14 protein-coding genes and 1 tRNA gene are annotated in these 18,791 nt (G+C 72.4%); 10 read left to right on the top strand and 5 right to left on the bottom strand.

The window, feature by feature from the left end; genetic code table 11:
• The first annotated feature begins 304 nt into the window (after positions 1 to 304).
• Together ASF75_RS03810 and ASF75_RS03805 are read left to right on the top strand one after the other, a co-directional pair.
• A complete protein-coding gene (locus tag ASF75_RS03810) occupies positions 305 to 508 on the top strand; it encodes a hypothetical protein (protein ID WP_017885770.1) in 204 nt (67 codons plus the stop codon).
• Between the two features lie 72 nt (positions 509 to 580).
• Positions 581 to 1,135 carry a 4'-phosphopantetheinyl transferase family protein gene (locus ASF75_RS03805; RefSeq protein WP_056068842.1) on the top strand — a complete coding sequence of 185 codons (555 nt, stop codon included), beginning with the start codon at positions 581 to 583 and terminating at the stop codon, positions 1,133 to 1,135.
• Here ASF75_RS03805 and map read toward each other — a convergent pair.
• A complete protein-coding gene (gene map, locus ASF75_RS03800) occupies positions 1,119 to 1,886 on the bottom strand; it encodes a type I methionyl aminopeptidase (protein WP_031259118.1) in 768 nt (255 codons plus the stop codon). The genes ASF75_RS03805 and map overlap by 17 nt on opposite strands.
• Before the next feature lie 32 nt (positions 1,887 to 1,918).
• Here map and ASF75_RS03795 point away from each other — a divergent pair, with 32 nt between their 5' ends.
• Positions 1,919 to 2,188 (top strand): helix-turn-helix domain-containing protein, encoded by a 270-nt coding sequence (locus ASF75_RS03795; RefSeq protein ID WP_031259117.1) that lies wholly within the window; start codon positions 1,919 to 1,921, stop codon positions 2,186 to 2,188.
• A gap of 18 nt (positions 2,189 to 2,206) precedes the next feature.
• Here the strand turns inward: ASF75_RS03795 and ASF75_RS03790 are convergent, their stop codons facing one another.
• From ASF75_RS03790 to ASF75_RS03775, 4 genes are all read right to left on the bottom strand, one after another.
• Positions 2,207 to 3,526, bottom strand: a complete 1,320-nt coding sequence (locus ASF75_RS03790) for a M1 family metallopeptidase (protein WP_235517509.1) — start codon at positions 3,524 to 3,526, stop codon at positions 2,207 to 2,209.
• Between the two features lie 14 nt (positions 3,527 to 3,540).
• Complete coding sequence (locus ASF75_RS03785; RefSeq protein WP_056068840.1) at positions 3,541 to 7,437, bottom strand: Pls/PosA family non-ribosomal peptide synthetase; 3,897 nt, start codon at positions 7,435 to 7,437, stop codon at positions 3,541 to 3,543.
• Positions 7,438 to 7,699: 262 nt separating this feature from the next.
• A tRNA-Arg gene (locus ASF75_RS03780) sits at positions 7,700 to 7,771 on the bottom strand.
• 243 nt (positions 7,772 to 8,014) lie between these two features.
• The gene (locus ASF75_RS03775; RefSeq protein WP_042539469.1) at positions 8,015 to 8,590 is read right to left on the bottom strand and encodes a hypothetical protein; all 576 of its coding nucleotides are present in this window, start codon (positions 8,588 to 8,590) and stop codon (positions 8,015 to 8,017) included.
• Positions 8,591 to 8,649: 59 nt separating this feature from the next.
• Here ASF75_RS03775 and argS point away from each other — a divergent pair, with 59 nt between their 5' ends.
• The 7 genes from argS to rho all read left to right on the top strand — a co-directional run bounded on the left by argS (position 8,650) and on the right by rho (position 18,788).
• Positions 8,650 to 10,320 carry an arginine--tRNA ligase gene (gene argS, locus ASF75_RS03770; protein WP_056068838.1) on the top strand — a complete coding sequence of 557 codons (1,671 nt, stop codon included), beginning with the start codon at positions 8,650 to 8,652 and terminating at the stop codon, positions 10,318 to 10,320.
• A 162-nt stretch (positions 10,321 to 10,482) separates the two neighbouring features.
• Complete coding sequence (locus tag ASF75_RS03765; RefSeq protein WP_017885762.1) at positions 10,483 to 11,238, top strand: LmeA family phospholipid-binding protein; 756 nt, start codon at positions 10,483 to 10,485, stop codon at positions 11,236 to 11,238.
• Between the two features lie 59 nt (positions 11,239 to 11,297).
• Positions 11,298 to 12,719, top strand: a complete 1,422-nt coding sequence (gene lysA, locus ASF75_RS03760; RefSeq protein ID WP_056068836.1) for a diaminopimelate decarboxylase — start codon at positions 11,298 to 11,300, stop codon at positions 12,717 to 12,719.
• A 65-nt stretch (positions 12,720 to 12,784) separates the two neighbouring features.
• Entirely contained in the window at positions 12,785 to 14,092 is a 1,308-nt protein-coding gene (locus tag ASF75_RS03755; RefSeq protein WP_017885760.1) for a homoserine dehydrogenase, read from the top strand.
• Positions 14,093 to 14,179: 87 nt separating this feature from the next.
• Positions 14,180 to 15,259, top strand: coding sequence for a threonine synthase (thrC, locus tag ASF75_RS03750; protein WP_017885759.1), 1,080 nt, complete (start codon positions 14,180 to 14,182; stop codon positions 15,257 to 15,259).
• Between the two features lie 77 nt (positions 15,260 to 15,336).
• A complete protein-coding gene (gene thrB, locus ASF75_RS03745; protein ID WP_056069140.1) occupies positions 15,337 to 16,275 on the top strand; it encodes a homoserine kinase in 939 nt (312 codons plus the stop codon).
• 179 nt (positions 16,276 to 16,454) lie between these two features.
• Complete coding sequence (gene rho / locus ASF75_RS03740; RefSeq protein ID WP_056068834.1) at positions 16,455 to 18,788, top strand: transcription termination factor Rho; 2,334 nt, start codon at positions 16,455 to 16,457, stop codon at positions 18,786 to 18,788.
• Positions 18,789 to 18,791: the final 3 nt, after the last annotated feature.

Below are 18,791 nucleotides of genomic sequence, written 5' to 3'. Positions count from 1 at the left end.
GCGACAAGGGCAGCCGTCACACGGCTCCACAGCCGCGTTGTCCCCCTGTGCCCGCTCGATCCGTCCGTGTCCGATCCGTGCTGGACCGCTCGCATCCGTCCTCCGTCCGTCGCCGGTCGGTACCCCGTGGCACCGCCCCGGACCGCGCCACGAGGGCGCTGTCGCCCGGAGTCTATCCAGGCCACGCAGGGGCACCGCCAGACTCTGGGGGAACGCTCCGGAGGGTGCTTCCTGTGGACGTCTTGTCCCCCGTACCGGGGTATGCTGGCGCCACTGTTCGAGGATGAACGGAAGGGGAAGAACGATGGAACGCACCACGAGCACCGAGGTCGTCCCGCTCGAGGACGGCTACCACCGGGTGTCGACTCCGGCGACGGGCGTGATCGGTTTCGTGCGCGAGCACGACGGCCGCTACGAGGTCCTGCGCGGACGAGTCCGCCAGGCGACCCGCTCCGAGGGTCAGTACAGCACCATGAACGTCGCGCTCATCGCGCTGACGCACGCCTGATCCGCTCTGGGCCGGGCCACACGACCGACGGGCGCTGCCCGGGTCGGTGAACCGTGCCTCCAGGCCGTCACGGTGACCATCCGGACACCGGGCGCTGCGCGCGCGGACGACCGGGAGGCACTGGTCGCCGCCGTCGCGTCGGCGAAGGATGTCGAGCCGCTCGCCGTGCGCGCGGGGCGCGTGTGTCCGCACTGCGCGGGAACCGACCACGGCCGTCCGTGGGCGAGTGCCGCGGGCGTCCCGGTCGGCGTGAGCCTGTCGCGCGCACCGGGCGTCGTCGCCCTCGCGGTCGGACCGTCGGCACTCGGTGTCGACGTCGAACGGGTGTCCCGGGTCGCCGCCGCGCCGCTCGACGCCTTCACGCCGGGGGAACTGCTCCGGGCCGGCGGGGACCCGGCGCTCCTCGCTGGCGCGTGGGCGGCCAAGGAGGCCGTGCTGAAACGCGACGGACGCGGGCTGCGCGTCGACCCGCTCGCGGTGGACGTCGACGTGGTCGGCGGCACGGCCCGCTTCGAGGGTGTCGGACAACCGCTCACCGTGCTGTTCCCCGCGCCGGACGTGGTGCTCGTCGTCGCGGCGGGTGGCCTGCCCGTCGACGTGGTCGGGACGGTCAGCGGGGGAGCGTGAGCACCTCGGCGCCGTCCTCGGTGATCGCGATGGTGTGTTCCGTGTGGGCGGTCCGCGCTCCGGTGGCACTCCGCAGGGTCCAGCCGTCGGGGTCGGTGACCAGGACGTCGGTGTCTGCCATCACCCACGGTTCGAGCGCGAGCAGGAGCCCCGGTCGGAGCGTGTAGCCGCGGCCCGGGCGGCCGGTGTTCGACACGTGCGGGTCCTGGTGCATGGTGGAGCCGATGCCGTGTCCGCCGAACTCGACGTTCACCGGGTAGCCCGCGGCTTCGAGCACGGTGCCGATCGCGTGCGACAGGTCGCCGATACGTGCCCCGGGTCCGGCGGCGGCGATGCCCGCGGCCAGCGCCCGCTCGGTGGCGTCGATGAGTGCGGTGTCCTCGGGGCGTGCGGTGCCGACGACGAAGCTGATCGCGGCGTCGGCGGCGATGCCGTCGAGGGAGACCGCGAGGTCGAGGGTCAGCAGGTCGCCGTCGCGCAGCGCCTGGTCGTGGGGCAGCCCGTGCAGGACGGCGTCGTTCACGGCGGTGCAGATGTGGTGGCCGAAGGGGCCGCGGCCGAACGAGGGGGCGTAGTCGACGTAGCAGGAGTCGGCGCCGGCGGCCTCGATCATCTCCTTCGCCCACCGGTCGATCTCGAGCAGGTTCGTGCCGACGCGGGTGCGTTCGCGCAGGGTCTGCAGGATCGTGCCGACGAGGGCTCCGGTGGCGCGGCCCTTGTCGACCTCGGCGGGGGTCAGGATCTCGATCACGCGGATGATCATACCGGTATTACTATGTGGTCATGGTCCGTCTCCCACTCCGCCCGGACGAGGTCGCGCGCGGTCGTCGCCTCGGTGCGCTGCTCCGTCGTGCCCGGGGTCCGCGGTCGATCGTGGACACCGCCCTGGCTGCGGGGATCTCGCCGGAGACGCTCCGGAAGATCGAGACCGGGCGCATCGCGACGCCGGCGTTCTCGACGATCGCGTCGGTCGCCGGTGTGGTCGGGCTGTCGCTCGACGCGGTGTGGTCCGAGGTCAGCTGCGACCCGGTCGACGGCGAGCTGGCGGGCTAGTCGACGCGGCGAAGCCTGCTATCCAGCGGGCAGCGCCGGCACGGACACCTCGTCGACCCAGGGCCCGGTCACCGCGTGGACGTCCGCGACGGAGCGGCCGGCGGCGTCCGCGAAGGCGCTGAGCACGTCGGGCACGGTGACGGATCCGTGCCGGTGCCGCTCGGTGATGCTCCGCAGCCCGGTGAAGAAGGCGTCGTCGCCGAACGTGCGGCGGACGGCGTGCAGGGCGAGGGCGCCGCGCTTGTAGACGCGGTCGTCGAACATGTCCTTCGCGCCCGGGTCACCGACGACCAGGTCCTCCGGCTGCTCGAGCAGTCCCTGCCGGTACCGCTCGGCCAACACGTCGGCGGTGTCGTCGCCGCGGTCCTCGGACCACAGCCACTCGGCGTAGCAGGCGAACCCTTCGTGCAGCCAGATGTCCTGCCAGCGGGTGACGGTCACGGAGTTGCCGAACCACTGGTGGGCGAGCTCGTGGGCGATGAGACGGTCGGTGCCGTGCTCGCCGTCGACGTGGTTCCGGCCGAACACCGCCAGGCCGTGGGCCTCGAGCGGGATCTCGAGGTCGTCGTCGGTCACCACGACGGCGTACGCCGCGAACGGGTAGGGGCCGAACCGGTCACCGAACAGCGCGAGCATCTCCGGCACCTGGCCGAAGTCGGTCTTCGCGGCGGCGGCGAGGTCGGCGGGGTGGTGCAGTGTCACGGGGACGCCGCTCGTGCGCAGCTTCGTGGTGCGGTAGCGGCCGATCTGCACGGTCGCCAGGTACGTCGCCATCGGCTCGGTGGTGGCGTAGGTCCAGCGGGTGCCGACGCGGTCACGTTCCTTGGCGAGCAGCTCGCCGTTCGCCAGGACGTCGTACGCAGCCTCGGCCGCGATCTCGATGCGGTAGGTGGCCTTGTCGTCGGGGCGGTCGTTGCACGGGAACCACGACGGCGCCCCGGTGGGCTGCGCGGCGACGATCACGCCGTCGGAGAGTTCCTCCCACCCGAGCTGCCCCCATGCGCTGCGCACGGGGTGCGGGGTGCCCCGGTACCGCAGGTGCACGCTGAACACGGTGTCGGCGGCGATCGGTTCGGCCGGGGTGACGGTCACCTTGTGCGTGGCGGTCGACACCTTCTTGGCGCGTCGGCCGTCGACGTCGACGCGGTCGACCGTGAGCCCGTGCAGGTCGATGACGACCTTGTCGAGCGGTTCGAGGGCGCGCGCGGTGATCGTCGCGGTGCCGTCCAGGCGGTTGGTGGCGACGCGGTAGTCGAGCCGGAGCTCGTAGTGCTCCGCACTCCAACGTCGGTCGCCGCTGTGCGGGGTGTAGGGGTCTGCAGCGGGATCGGTGGGCACGGGGACAGTCAACCTCATGGTGCCGGTGGGGCTGTCACCGAGGGCGGTGCCGCTGTCCACGGAGCGATCGGGTTGCCGGCCCAGCGGGACCCCGGCGGCACCTGCTCACCGCGCATCACGAGCGAGGACGGTCCGACGGTCGCCCCGGCACCGATGCCGGCCGCCGGCAGGACCACGCTGTGCGGCCCGAGCGTGGCGCCAGCGTCGAGCCGGACGGTGTCGAGCTGCATCACGCGGTCGTGGAACAGGTGCGTCTGCACGACCGTGCCCCGCGCCACCGACGCCCCGGACCCGATGGTGACCAGGTCGGCCTCGGGCAGCCAGTACGTCTCGAGCCAGGTCCCGCGCCCGATCGTCGCGCCGAGGCTCCGCAACCAGGCGGCCAGAGCAGGGGTGCCGGTGGCCTGCTCGGCGAACCACGGCCGGGCGACGGTCTCGACGAAGGTGTCCTGCACCTCGTTGCGCCACACGAACGACGACCACAGCGGGTGCTCCCGGGCGGTGATCCGGCCGACGAACGCCCACTTCGCGATCGTCGACACCACTGCGGCGACGGCACCGGCGGCGATGAGCACCGGACCGGCGAGCAGCACCGTCCACCCGATCCCGACGGCCGACCACAGCGCCAGCAGTGTGCCGGCCACGCCGAGCGCGATCGCGGCGGACACCATCGGGGCGACCAGGCGCAGCAGCTCCCAGCAGCCGCGGGCGACCTTCAGCCGCCTGGACGGACGGAAGGTGCGTGCCTCGTCGAACTCCGTCGCCGCTCGTCGCAGCCGCACCGGGGGTGATCCGAGCCACGACGACCCGCGCTTGGCCTTCTTCGGCACGGCGGACAGCACCGCCACCAGGGCCTCGCGCGGCACCGAGCGTCCGGCGCCCGTCATCCCGCTGTTGCCGAGGAACGCCCGACGACCGACCTTCGACCGACCGATCCGCACCCGACCGCCGCCGAGCTCGTAGGTGGCCACCATGGTGTCGTCGGCCAGGAACGCCCCCGACGCGATCTGCGTCAGCGCCGGGATGAGCAGCACCGTGGAGATCTCGGTGTCCCGACCGACCCGGGCGCCGAGCAGGCGCAACCACACCGGCGTCACGAGCGAGGCGTACAGCGGGAACAGCAGGGTCCGCGCCGCGTCGAGCACCCGCTCGGTCGACCACACCTGCCAGCCGATCCGGGAGCGCACCGGGTGCCGCCCCTCGTGCAGGCCGATGCCGAGCAACCGCACCGCGACCACCACCAGCAGCGCGTACACCGCACCGGCGACGACCGTCGCCAGGGGGACCGTCACCAGCGCGCGGAGCACCGCGTCGCCCAGGGCCGACGCCCGCCCCACCAGGGCCAGGGCGACCAGCAGTCCGACCGCGACACCGACCACCGGCAAACCGGCCACCGCCAGGGACCCGGCCCCGTACGCGAGCAGCCAGCGGCGACGGACCGCAGGGCGGGCCTCCCGGTCGCCGCGAGCCGACCCGACGCGTTCCGCCGGCGCCCCCGCCCAGCGTTCGCCCGCCGGCACCGGACCGCCGACGGCGGAACCCGCCGTCACCTCGGCACCCGCGCCGACGTGCGCCCCCGGCAGCAGCGTCGTCCGGCTCCGCACCACGGCGTCGTCGTCGATGCGGACGTGCCCCAGGTGGAACACGTCGCCGTCGAGCCAGTGCCCGGCAAGGTCGACCTCGGGTTCGATCGACGCGCGCTTGCCGATCGTCAGCATCCCGGTCACCGGCGGCAGTGTGTGCAGGTCGACGTCCCGCCCGATCCGCGCACCGAGCGCCCGTGCGTAGTAGCTGATCCACGGGGCACCCGCGGTCGACGGGCCGTCCACCGCCTCGGCGATGCGCTCGGCCAACCACACCCGCAGGTGCACCGAACCCCCACGGGGGTACGAGCCCGGACCGACCCCGGCGAGCAGCAGCCGCGCCAGCACCGCCGTCAGCGCCATCTTGCCGATCGGCGTCACGAACACCAGGAGCATCAGCACCAGCACCGGCCAGGGCAGCACCGGCAGGAACGGCAACGTCGTCGCGTGCAGCACCGCAGCCACCAGGGCCGTCCACGTCAGCACCCGCAGCCCGCGGAGCACCTGCACCGGCAGCCCGAGCAGCGTCATCAGCAGCCCCGTCGCCGGGGGGACCGGAGCCACGTCGCGCGACGACGCCTCGACCGGCCCGGACTCGTCCAGCGCCGCCGCCAACGCCCCGATCCGCGGGTGGTCGTACACGTCAGCCACCGTCGTCGTCGGGAACCGCTCACGGATGGCCGACACCAGCTGCGCCGCCGTCAACGACCCACCGCCGTGCGCGAAGAAGTCGTCGTCGACGCTCGCCACCGGCACCCCGAGGATCGCCGACCACCGCTCGGCGATCCACGCCACCGTGTCCGGCAGCATCGCCGCGTCCGTCGCCCCCGGCAACGGCCACGGCAGCGCCGCACGGTCGACCTTGCCCGACGTCCGTGTCGGCAGCGACTCCACCACCGCCACCAACGGCACCAGCGCCGCCGGCAACTCCTGGCGCAACCGTGCGTTCGCCGCCGCCACGTCCACCGTCGCCCCCGCCACCGGCGCCACGTACCCGACGAGCACCTGGTTCCCCGCCGGGGTCCGCTGCACCACCGCAGCACCACCCGCCACGTCGTCCAGGGCCTGCAGCGCCGCATCGATCTCACCGAGCTCGATCCGCCGACCGCCGAGCTTCACCTGGTCGTCCGCACGCCCCTGGAACACCAGCCCCTCGGGCTCGTACCGCACCAGGTCCCCGCTCCGGTACGCCCGCTCCCACCCGAGCTCCGGGAACGGCGCGTACTTCTCCGCGTCCTTCGCCGGGTCCAGGTACCGCCCCAGCCCGACCCCACCGATCACCAGCTCACCGACACCGCCCGGCTCCACCCGCTGCCCGGCACCGTCCACCACGGCCAGGTCCCACCCGTCCAGCGGCAACCCGATCCGGATCGGCTGGCTCCCGTCGAGCAGGGACCCGCACGCCACCACCGTCGCCTCGGTCGGCCCGTACGTGTTCCACACCTCACGGTCACGACTCGCGATGCGCGCCGCCAGCTCCGGCGGGCACGCCTCACCACCGAAGATCACCAGCCGCACCTGCTCCAGCGCATCGTCCGGCCACAACGCCGCGAGCGTCGGCACCGTCGACACCACCGTGATCGTGTGCGCGATGAGCCACGGCCCCAGGTCCACCCCCGTCCGCACCAGCGACCGGGGCGCCGGCACCAACGCGGCACCGTGCCCCCACGCCAACCACATCTCCTCGCACGACGCGTCGAAGGCCACACTCAGCCCCGCCAGCACCCGGTCACCCGGACCGATCGGCGCCGCCTGCAGGAACATCCGCGCCTCGGCGTCCACGAACGCCGCAGCACTGCGGTGGGTGACCGCCACGCCCTTCGGCACCCCGGTCGACCCGGACGTGAAGATGATCCACGCGTCGTCGGTCTCGCGGGGGAGCTCGGCGCTCGCCGCAGGGTCGGTCACGGGCAGTTCGGCGCCGTCGCGGTCGCGCAGCACGCCGCCGGCACCGATCACCCCGACGACACCGGCTTCGCCGAACACCAGGGTGGCGCGTTCCTCGGGGTCGTCGGCGTCGACGGGCACGTAGGCGGCTCCGGCGGCCAGCACGGCGAGGATCGACAGGTACAGGTCGCGCCCGCCGGAGGGGATCCGCACCCCGACCCGGTCCCCGCGCCGGACGCCCCGGCGTGCGAGGTCGTCGGCCTGCGCGTGCACCAGGTCGAGCAGGGCGGCGTAGTCGACGCTGCCGGCGGGGTCCTCGAGCGCGGTGGCGTCCGGATGGGTCGCCGCGGTCGCCGAAAGGACGTCGAACAGGGTCCGTGGGGCGGGTGCGTCGCCGCCGCGGGCGAGTTCGAGCTGCGCGTTCCCGGTGCCGGTGGTCATCGAGGCCTCTTCCCGGTCGCGTGCGGGACGACCGGCCCGTGATCCTAGGGGACCGAGGTGTCCCGCTCGGAAACACGGGGTAGCGCAGGGGCGGGGCGGGGCGTCGCGCGCCGAGTGAGCAGAAGACGTCGGGTCACCCGCCTCGACCCGTCGCGTTCTGCTCACTCGACGAGGAGCCCCAACGGGGGAAGGTCGCCGCAGGCGACATCGTGCGCAGCCGACAGAGCGCAGCGAAGACGTCTGCTTGCGCGGGTGTGTCCAGTGCCCCCAGGAGGATTCGAACCTCCGCCCCTGCCTCCGGAGGGCAGTGCTCTATCCCCTGAGCTATGGGGGCCAAGGGGTGTGAACAACCGTAGCAGGTCCGGTGGGTGGTCCTGGACAGCGCGTGTCGCGCAGTGGACGCGGGGGGCGGCCGGTCTGGAGGCGCGGTGCGGGCCGGCCACGGGCCTCCCGTCCGCACGGTGCGCGGGTTGCGTTCCGGTGCGGGGTTCTGCATTCCGTGCGGCGCTGGAAGCGCGCACCGGGCACGCAACCGCGCACCAGGTGGCGGACCGCGCACCGTGCCGGCCCGCGTGCGTCAGCCCGCAGGCGTCGCCGACCCCGTCGCGGACGGCTGCAGCGCGGCCCGCACCGCGTCGACGACGGGCTGCGCCCCACCCGGCTCGGTGAACAGCGTCGACTGCGCGGTGATCCAGTACGGGTCGGCGAAGGCATCCGCCCGGCCGACGGCACCGTTCAGGGCGAAGTACCCCTCGACGCGGTAGGTGGGGACCGATCCGCCCCGCTCGTACAGGGCGTCCTTCAGGTTGGTGAGCGACTTCTCAGGCAGGTCGGCGACCGCGAACGTGATCGCCGTGGCGTCCGCGTCGGTGCTCACGAACCGGCAGACGCGGCCCTGCTGCTTCGCGATGGTCGCGGCGGGGGAGCCCTTCGCCGGTGTGAACGAGTCGTCGAGCTCGAAGGTCTGCCCGTACACGGACAGGGCGCTCATCGGCAGGAGTTCACCGCAGGTCTGCGACACCGGCTTGCCCGCGGGGGTCGCACTGGCCGACGGGGTGCTGGCCCCGCCGCCCGAGCACCCGGCGAGCACGACGGCTGCTGCGGTGGTGAGGGTGGCGACGGTGAGCGCCCGGGCACGGCTGCGGGGGGTCATCCCGACATGATGCTGCATCGACCGGTGCGGACCTGGGCGTCCCGGTAGGATCGGTCCTCGTGACTCCTGCCGAACTCTCCGCCGCGTACCTGTCGATCCTGACCGGGATCGTCGAGCGCCGAGGCGCGTCCGAGACCGTGACGATCGAGGAGTCCCACGTGGTGCTCGAGCGTCCGAAGAACCGCGCCCACGGCGACTGGGCCTCGAACGCCGCCATGCAGCTCGCGAAGCGGCTCGGCACGAACCCGCGCGAGCTCGCGACCGAGATCGCCGGCGAGCTGACCGAGCTCGACGGTGTGGACTCCGTCGACGTCGCCGGCCCCGGCTTCATCAACATCACGCTCGAGGCGGCCGCCGCTGGCGAGATCGCGCGCACCATCGTGGACGGCGGCGAGTCCTTCGGCACCGGCGACCTGTACGACGGCGTCCGGATCAACCTGGAGTTCGTCTCCGCCAACCCCACCGGCCCGATCCACATGGGCGGCGTCCGCTGGGCCGCAGTGGGCGACAGCCTGGCCCGCGTGTTCCAGGCGCAGGGCGGACTCGTCACCCGCGAGTACTACTTCAACGACCACGGCGCGCAGATCGACCGCTTCGCCCGCTCCCTCGTCGCCAGCGCACTCGGTGAGCCGACGCCCGAGGACGGCTACGGCGGCGCCTACATCGCCGAGATCGCGGCACGGGTCATCGCGACCCTCGAGCCGGGCATCGACGTCCGCGACCTGCCGCGCGACGAGGCGCAGGAGCTCTTCCGCCGCGAGGGCGTCGACTTCATGTTCGCGGACATCAAGTCGTCGCTGCACGACTTCGGCGTCGACTTCGACGTCTACTTCCACGAGAACGCGCTGCACGAGTCGAAGGCCGTCGAGCGTGCGATCGCCCGGCTGCGGTCGGCCGGCGTGATGTACGAGGCCGAGGGCGCCGAGTGGCTCCGCACGACCGACTTCGGCGACGACCGCGACCGCGTCGTCATCAAGTCGGACGGCGAGCCCGCGTACATCGCCGGCGACCTGGCGTACTACCTCGACAAGCGCGAGCGCGGGTTCGAGCGGAACCTGATCATGCTCGGCGCCGACCACCACGGCTACGTCGGCCGCATGATGGCGATGTGTGCCGCGTTCGGGGACGAGCCGGGCAAGAACCTCGAGATCCTGATCGGGCAGATGGTCAACCTGCTCAAGGACGGCGAACCGATGCGCATGTCGAAGCGCAACGGCACCATCGTCACGATGGAGGACCTGGTCGACGCCGTCGGTGTCGACGCCGGCCGCTACGCCCTGGTCCGCTTCGCCAGCGACACCGCGATCGACATCGACCTCGACCTGCTCACGAAGCGCACGAACGACAACCCCGTCTTCTACGTGCAGTACGCCCACGCCCGCACCCAGTCGGTGGCCCGGAACGCCGCGGCCGCCGGGGTCGACCGGTCGGTGTTCGACGCCTCGCTGCTGACCCACGAGTCGGAGAGCGCGCTCCTCGGAGCCCTCGCCGAGTACCCGCGGGTCGTCCGGCACGCCGCCGAGCTGCGCGAGCCGCACCGCATCGCGCGCTACATCGAGCAGCTGGCTGGCCTGTACCACCGCTGGTACGACTCCTGCCGCGTCACGCCCCTCGGCGACGAGCCCGTGACCGACCTACACCGCACGCGCCTGTGGCTGAACGACGCCACCGGCCAGGTCGTCCGGAACGGCCTCGGCCTGCTCGGCGTGTCGGCTCCGTCCCGCATGTAGCGGTCGCCCTCTCCGCAATACACCGGTGTTCGCGCACCGAACACCCGCATCCCGGGGTGTCGAGCGCGAACACCGGTGTTTTGCATCCTGGCCGCGCCCGGCCGCAGCCTGGCCGCGCCCGGCCGCAGCTGCGCCGCAGGCCGGGCTGGCAGGCTAGGACGCATGCCTGCAGCCACCGAACGCCCCACCAAGCGCCGCCGCTGGCCCGTCGTCCTGCTCGTGCTCGTCGTGGTGCTCGCCGGCCTCGTCGTCGTCGCCGAGTTCGTGCTGCGCGGCGTCGTCGACCGGATCATCGCCCAGCAGGTCGAGCAGTCGCTGCCCGACGGCACGACCGGCCAGGTCGACGCGCACGCCGAGGGCATCGTCATCCCGCAGCTCATCAGCGGCACGCTCGATCGCGTCGAGATCTCCTCGGAGAAGCTCACGGTCGACGGCATCCCGCTCGCCGCCGACGTCACTGCGCAGGACGTCCCGGTGGACGGCAAGGGTGACGTCCGCGACGTCGACGGCACGGTCACCCTGGCGTCGTCGAGCGTCAAGGACCTGGCGAAGTACAGCCCGCTCTTCGACCGCCTCAGCCTGGCCGACGGTGGGGTCGAGCTGACCGGGTCGTCGTCGGTGCTCGGCTACGACATCACCTACGCCGCCAAGGGTGCCGTCGTCGCGCAGGACGACGGCCGCGGTATCTCGATCACCCCGGAGAGCGTCCGGATCACGAACTCCGACCTCGGTCTGAAGGTCGACTCGATCCCGGGCGTCACCGGCGTCCCGGTGCAGGTCTGCACCGCGCAGTTCCTGCCCGAGGCGCTGCGGGTGCGCTCACTCGACGTGTCGAAGTCGGACGCGACGGTCCGCATCACCGCGGACGCGCTGCCGCTCACCGAGGACGGCCTGCGGACCGTCGGCAGCTGCCGCTGAGCGGACGGGTGCGTAACGCGGCCCGGGAGGCGTGGCTCGCGTCGGTAGGATCGGGTCCCGTGAGCGAGAACCCCCTTGCACCGCCGCGGCTGCGGTTCCCGACGGACGCCTCCGAACTGGTGGACCGCATCTGGCCCGCGTCCGCGACGCGGACCGACGACGGCACCCTGGCGATCGGTGGCATCAGCGCGACCGACCTGGTCGCCCGGTTCGGCACGCCGCTGTACGTCGTCGACGAGCGTGACGTGCAGTCCCGTGCGGTGCGGGTGCGGAACGCCTTCACCGAGGCCTTCGAACGCATCGGCAGTCACGCGCACGTCTACTACGCCGGTAAGGCGTTCCTGACGACGCAGGTGGTCGCGTGGATGGCCGAGGCGGACCTGCGCGTCGACGTCTGCACCGCCGGTGAGCTCGCGGTCGCCCTGGCCGGTGGCATCGACCCCGGTCGGCTCGGCTTCCACGGCAACGACAAGTCCGACGCCGAGATCGCCCGTGCGGTCGAGGTCGGCGTCGGCACGATCGTGCTCGACAGCCACGAAGAGGTGCAGCGCGTCGCCCGCGCCGCCGCCGACGCCGGGGTCGTGCAGCGTGTGCGCATCCGGATCAACACCGGCGTGCACGCGTCCACCCACGAGTACCTGGCGACCGCTCGCGAGGACCAGAAGTTCGGCATCCCGCTGTCCGAGGCCGTCGACGCCGCGGCAGCCGTCCGTGCCGAGCCCTCGCTCGCCTTCGTCGGCCTGCACTCGCACATCGGTTCGCAGATCTTCGACGACGCCGGCTTCCGCGAGGCCGCACGTCGGCTGATGGACGTGCACGCGACGCTCGTCGCCACCGGCCCGGTGCCCGAGCTGAACCTCGGCGGCGGCTGGGGCATCGACTACACCGAGGCCGACTCGGCGTTCGCCCCCGAGGACGTCGCCGATGCACTGGCCGCGATCATCGGCGAGGCCTGCGCCGAACGCGGCATCCCGGTGCCGGACATCGCCGTCGAGCCGGGCCGGTACGTCATCGGCCCGCCCGGGGTGACGCTGTACCGCGTCGGCACGATCAAGCCCGTCACGCTCGAGACCGACGACGGCGGCAGCGCGACCCGCACGTACGTCTCGGTCGACGGCGGGATGAGCGACAACATCCGTCCGGCCCTGTACGGCGCCGACTACACGGCCCGGCTCGCCCGCACCTCCGACGCACCAGCGGTGCTGAGCCGCGTCGTCGGCAAGCACTGCGAGAGCGGCGACGTCGTGGTGAACGACGAGTACCTGCCCGGCGACGTGCAGCGCGGCGACCTGCTGGCCGTGGCGGCCACCGGTGCCTACTGCTGGGCGCTGTCGAGCAACTACAACCACGTGGGCCGCCCGCCGGTCGTCGCCGTCGCGGACGGCACAGCCCGTATCCTCGTGCGGGGCGAGACGATCGACGACCTGCTCGCCCGTGACACCGGGGTCGCCGCCGTGCCCGCCGAGGGCACCGGCCGCTGACCCCCGACCCGACCGGGTCCGCCCACCCCGCAGGGCGTGCCCCCATCGACAGGAACCGCTACCAGATGATCGAATACCGCAACGTCCGTGTCGCGCTGCTCGGGGCCGGCTCGGTCGGTTCCCAGGTCGCGCGACTGCTCCTCGAGCACGGCGACGAGCTGGCCTCGCGCGCCGGAGCCGGGCTGGAGCTCGTCGGGATCGCCGTGCGCGACGTGGACGCGGAGCGCGACGTCGACCTGCCGGCGGAGCTCTTCACCACGGACGCTGCGTCGCTCATCCTCGGCGCGGACATCGTCGTCGAGCTCATCGGCGGCATCGAGCCGGCGCGCACCCTCGTGCTCCAGGCGCTGCAGTCCGGCGCCGACGTCGTCACCGGCAACAAAGCGCTGCTCGCCACCCACGGCCCGGAGCTCTTCGCCGCGGCCGAGCAGGTCGGTGCACAGCTCTACTACGAGGCCGCCGTGGCCGGTGCGATCCCGATCATCCGTCCGCTGCACGACTCGCTCGCCGGTGACCGCATCGTCCGGATCATGGGCATCGTCAACGGCACGACCAACTTCATCCTCGACCTGATGGACCGCAAGGGTTCCACGTTCGAGGACGCCCTGGCCACCGCGACGGAGCTCGGGTACGCCGAGGCCGACCCGACCGCCGACATCGAGGGCTACGACGCCGCGCAGAAGGCCGCGATCCTGGCCTCGCTCGCGTTCCACACCTCGGTGCCGCTCGCCGCCGTGCACCGCGAGGGCATCACCCACGTCACGATCGAGCAGGTCCGCGCCGCCCGCAAGGCCGGCTACGTCGTGAAGATCCTGGCGACCGCGGAGCGGCTGACGGACGAGGACGGCCGCGAGGGCGTCAGCGCCCGCGTCTACCCGGCCCTCGTGCCCGAGTCGCACCCGCTCGCGAGCGTGCACGGAGCGAAGAACGCCGTGTTCGTCGAGGCTGAAGCCGCCGGTGACCTGATGTTCTACGGCGCGGGTGCCGGTGGCGTCGAGACGGCCTCGGCGGTCCTCGGCGACCTGGTCTCCGCGGCTCGTCGGCACGTCATCGGTGGCCCGGGCGTCGCCGAGTCGACGCAGTCCGAGCTGCCGGTGTTCCCGATCGGCACCGTCCGCACGAGCTACCAGATCACCCTGCACGTCACGGACGCACCCGGCGTGCTGTCGACCGTCGCAGGCGTGCTCGCCAAGCACGGCGTCAGCGTCGAGACGGTCGAGCAGACCACCACCGGCGCAGCCGAGGGGACCGCGACGCTCGTCATCGGCACCCACCTGGCGCGCGAGGCCGACCTCGCGGACACCGTCGTCGCCCTCCGCGGCGAGGACGTCGTCCTGGACGTCACCAGCGTCCTGCGCGTCGTCGGTCGCTGACGCGACCACGGGCCTCCAGGCCGACCAGCAGGCTCGCCGAGCCGAACCACCACCAGATCCACCCCACCGGACAGAGAGAGAAGCCTGATGGCCCACCAGTGGCAGGGAGTCCTGCGCGAGTACGCCGACCGACTCGACGTGACCGAGGCGACGCCCATCGTCACCCTCGGTGAGGGCGGCACGCCGCTCATCCCGGCTCGTCGGCTCTCCGAGCGCACCGGCGCCGAGGTCTACGTGAAGTTCGAGGGCATGAACCCGACGGGCTCGTTCAAGGACCGCGGCATGACGATGGCGATCTCGAAGGCCGTCGAGCACGGCGCGAAGGCCGTCATCTGCGCCTCGACCGGCAACACCAGCGCCTCGGCCGCCGCGTACGCGACGCACGCCGGCATCACCGCCGCGGTGCTCGTGCCCGAGGGCAAGATCGCCATGGGCAAGCTCAGCCAGGCCGTCGCCCACGACGCCCAGCTGCTGCAGGTGCAGGGTAACTTCGACGACTGCCTCGACATCGCCCGCGACCTGGCGGCGAACTACCCGGTGCACCTCGTCAACTCCGTCAACAACGACCGCATCGAGGGGCAGAAGACCGCCGCGTTCGAGGTCGTCGACGTCCTCGGTGACGCACCGGACTTCCACTTCCTGCCCGTCGGCAACGCGGGCAACTACACCGCGTACTCGCGCGGCTACCGCGAGGACGTCGCCGCCGGTCGGAGCACCAAGCTGCCCCGCATGTTCGGGTTCCAGGCCGCCGGTTCCGCCCCGATCGTGCACGGCGAGGTCGTCCGGCACCCGGACACCATCGCGTCGGCCATCCGCATCGGCAACCCGGCCTCGTGGCAGTTCGCGCTCGAGGCGCAGCAGGAGACCGACGGCTACTTCGGTGCGATCAGCGACGAGGCCATCCTCGCCGCGCACCGCATCCTGTCGGCCGAGGTCGGCGTCTTCGTCGAGCCCGCGTCGGCGATCGGTGTCGCCGGGCTGCTCGAGCGCGCCGACGCCGGCGTCGTGCCGAAGGGCGCGAAGGTCGTCATCACGGTCACGGGTCACGGCCTGAAGGACCCGCAGTGGGCCCTCCGCACGCCGGACGGCGGCGAGGTCACCCCGACGAGCGTGCCGGTCGACACGAAGTCGATCGCCGACGTGCTCGGTCTGGTCAGCGAGCAGTGATCTCCGACCGCTCGTCCGGACCGGGGGAGGGCGTCACCGCCCGCAGCGCTGTACCGGCCGGACGGGCGGTCCGGACACTGCCGGCCGGATCGACGGTCCGCGTCCGGGTGCCGGCCACGTCGGCGAACCTCGGCCCCGGCTTCGACTCGCTCGGCCTCGCGCTCTCGCTCTACGACGAGGTCGTGGTGCGCGTGCGCCCCGAACCCGGCGCGACCGTCACGGTCGAGGGCGTCGGCGCCGGTGAGGTCGCCACCGACGACTCGAACCTGGTCGTCCGTGCCGTCCGCCGAGGGTTCGAATACGCCGGTGTCGACCAGCCCGGCCTCGAGCTGCACGCGACGAACGCGATCCCGCACGGGCGCGGTCTCGGCTCGTCCGCCGCGGCGATCGTCGCGGGGCTGATGGCGGCCCGCGGCCTGCTCGAGGGCATCGTCGACCTCGACGCCTCGACGCTCCTGACCCTGGCCACCGAGATGGAGGGCCACCCGGACAACGTCGCGCCGGCGCTCTTCGGCGGCCTGACGATCGCGTGGATGACCGCCGAGGGCCCGGCGTACAAACGGCTCCTGGTGCACCGCGGTGTCGCCCCGGTGGTGTTCGTGCCGACCTCGACGCTCTCCACCAAGCTCGCGCGCTCCCTGCAGCCCGAGCAGGTCCCGCACGCCGACGCCGCGTTCAACGTCTCCCGCTCGGCGCTGCTCGTCGCGGCGCTCATCCAGAGCCCCGAGCTGTTGCTCGCCGCGACCGAGGACCGTCTGCACCAGGCGTACCGCGCCAGCGCCATGCCCGAGACCGACGCCCTGATCCGGCTGCTCCGGCAGCACGGCCTGGCCGCGGTGGTCTCCGGTGCGGGGCCGAGCCTGCTCGTCCTCGGCAGCGACCCGGCACAGCGGCTGACCGCCGCCGACCTGGTCCAGCGACACGCCGAATCCGACTGGCGGCCGCTCATGCTGGCCGTCGATCTCGGTGGTGCTACAGTGGCAGCGCACTCGGCGCTCGAAGCCGAACCCGCGTAACCGTACGGATCGCTCGTCCTCCAGGACAGCTCCTACGACGTCGCAGGGTCCGGTGCGCGAGTGTGCATCTCTTTCTGATCACCGAATCCCGATCCGTCGTCTGAACGGCGGTCGATGCTCACTGCATCCGGGACGGTGGAAACTCTCCGCGTTCTGCGGTTCGAAAGGAAACACCGACCTTGACCGACAACAACTCCGCCCAGGTGGAGATCCCCAGCGACCTGCGTGCCCTCCGTCTCCCGGAGCTCCAGCGCATCGCCTCCTCGCTCGGCATCACCGGGCTCTCCAAGCTCCGCAAGGGCGACCTGATCGCCTCCATCGAGGACAAGCGCCCCGTCGACGAGACGCCGGCCGCCCCGGCCGCCGTCGTCCCCGAGACCCCCGCCGAGCCGGCCGCCACCGAGCAGCCGACCCTGCCGGAACCCGCCGAGACGCCCGCGCAGCCCGCTGCCGAGGCCCCCGTCGCCGACTCCGAGGCACCCGCCGAGTCGGCAGCCCCGAGCCGTGCCCGTCGTTCGCGCCGTGCGTCGTCCGGTGGCACCGTGAACGCCGCACCGACCTCGGCCGCCGAGCACACCAACCACGGTCAGACCGGCACCGAGGACCTCCTCGCCGGGCTCGACCAGGTCCGCGCCGAGAAGGACGCGCAGGAAGCCGCGCAGTCCGGCTCGCAGCGCCGCGGCCGTGGCCAGCGGAACGCCGAGCAGCGCTCCGAGCAGCGTGGCGCCGAGCAGGGCCAGCAGGCGTCGGCACCGGCCGAGGCCGAGCAGCCGAACCAGGCTGCCCAGCAGCAGGGCCAGCAGAGCCAGCAGGCCCCGACGTCCGCCGTGCAGGCCGACCAGGACCAGAACGAGTCCGGCGACCAGAACGACCAGGGCGACCAGAACTCCGAGCAGGGCGAGGGCGGCTCGCGCCGCGGTCGTCGCAGCCGTGGTCGCGGTCGTGGCCGTGGGCAGAACGCCGAGAACGTCGAGCAGCAGAACGGCGCCGACCAGCAGAACGGTGGCCAGAACGGCGGCCAGCAGAAGCAGAACGGCGCCGACCAGAACGGCCAGCAGAACGGCGGCCAGCAGAACGGCGGCCAGCAGAACCAGCAGAAGCAGAACGGCGGCGAGCAGCAGAACGGCAAGCAGAACGACCAGCCGAAGCAGGCCGACGCCAAGCAGGACGACAAGTCCGACCAGAAGCAGCAGAACGCCGGTCAGCAGAAGCAGCAGACCAGCGGCCAGCAGAAGCAGCAGCAGCAACAGCACGCCGACGAGGCCGAGAGCGGCCGCAGCCGTCGCCAGCGCGACCGCAAGCGCGGCCGTGGCGGCCAGAACGACGACTTCGAGCCCGAGGTCACCGAGGACGACGTCCTGATCCCGATCGCGGGCATCCTCGACGTCCTCGACAACTACGCGTTCGTCCGCACCACCGGCTACCTGCCGGGCCCGAGCGACGTCTACGTCTCCCTCGGCCAGGTGAAGAAGTACCACCTGCGCAAGGGCGACGCCGTCGTCGGTTCGATCAAGCAGCCGCGTGACGGCGAGCAGCAGAGCCGTCAGAAGTACAACGCGCTCGTGGCCGTCGAGTCGATCAACGGCCAGTCCGCCGACGAGGCCGCGGCCCGTGTCGACTTCAACGACCTCACCCCGCTGTACCCGAACGAGCGCCTGCGCCTCGAGACGGAGCCGGGCAAGCTGTCGACCCGCATCATCGACCTCGTCTCGCCGATCGGCAAGGGCCAGCGCGGTCTCATCGTGTCCCCGCCGAAGGCCGGCAAGACCGTCGTGCTGCAGGCCATCGCGAACGCCGTCGCCAAGAACAACCCCGAGGCGCACCTGATGGTCGTCCTCGTCGACGAGCGGCCCGAAGAGGTCACCGACATGCAGCGCACGGTGAAGGGCGAGGTCATCGCCTCGACCTTCGACCGTCCCGCCGAGGACCACACCACCGTCGCCGAGCTCGCCATCGAGCGTGCGAAGCGCCTGGTGGAGCTGGGCCACGACGTCGTGCTGCTGCTCGACTCGATCACCCGCCTGGGCCGTGCGTACAACCTGTCGACCCCGCCGTCGGGCCGCGTGCTCTCCGGTGGCGTCGACTCGGCGGCGCTCTACCCGCCGAAGCGCTTCTTCGGCGCCGCGCGCAACATCGAGGACGGCGGCTCGCTGACCATCCTCGCGACCGCGCTCGTCGAGACCGGCTCCAAGATGGACGAGGTCATCTTCGAGGAGTTCAAGGGCACCGGCAACATGGAGCTCCGCCTGAACCGTCACCTCGCCGACAAGCGGATCTTCCCCGCCGTCGACGTGAACGCCTCTGGTACCCGTCGCGAGGAGCAGCTGCTCTCCGCGGACGAGGTCAAGATCACCTGGCGTCTGCGCCGGGCCCTCGCCGGGCTCGACCCGCAGCAGGCCCTCGAGATCGTGCTGCGGAACCTCAAGGAGACGCAGTCGAACGTCGAGTTCCTGGTGCAGGTGCAGAAGTCGGTCCCCTCGACCGGCGCCCACCACAACGGCCACCAGGAGTAACGC

The organism is Curtobacterium sp. Leaf154 (genome assembly GCF_001424595.1).
GTDB lineage: Bacteria > Actinomycetota > Actinomycetes > Actinomycetales > Microbacteriaceae > Curtobacterium > Curtobacterium poinsettiae.
The sequence above is the reverse complement of the archived record's forward strand: the minus strand, read 5'-3'. Positions and strand labels throughout refer to the sequence as shown.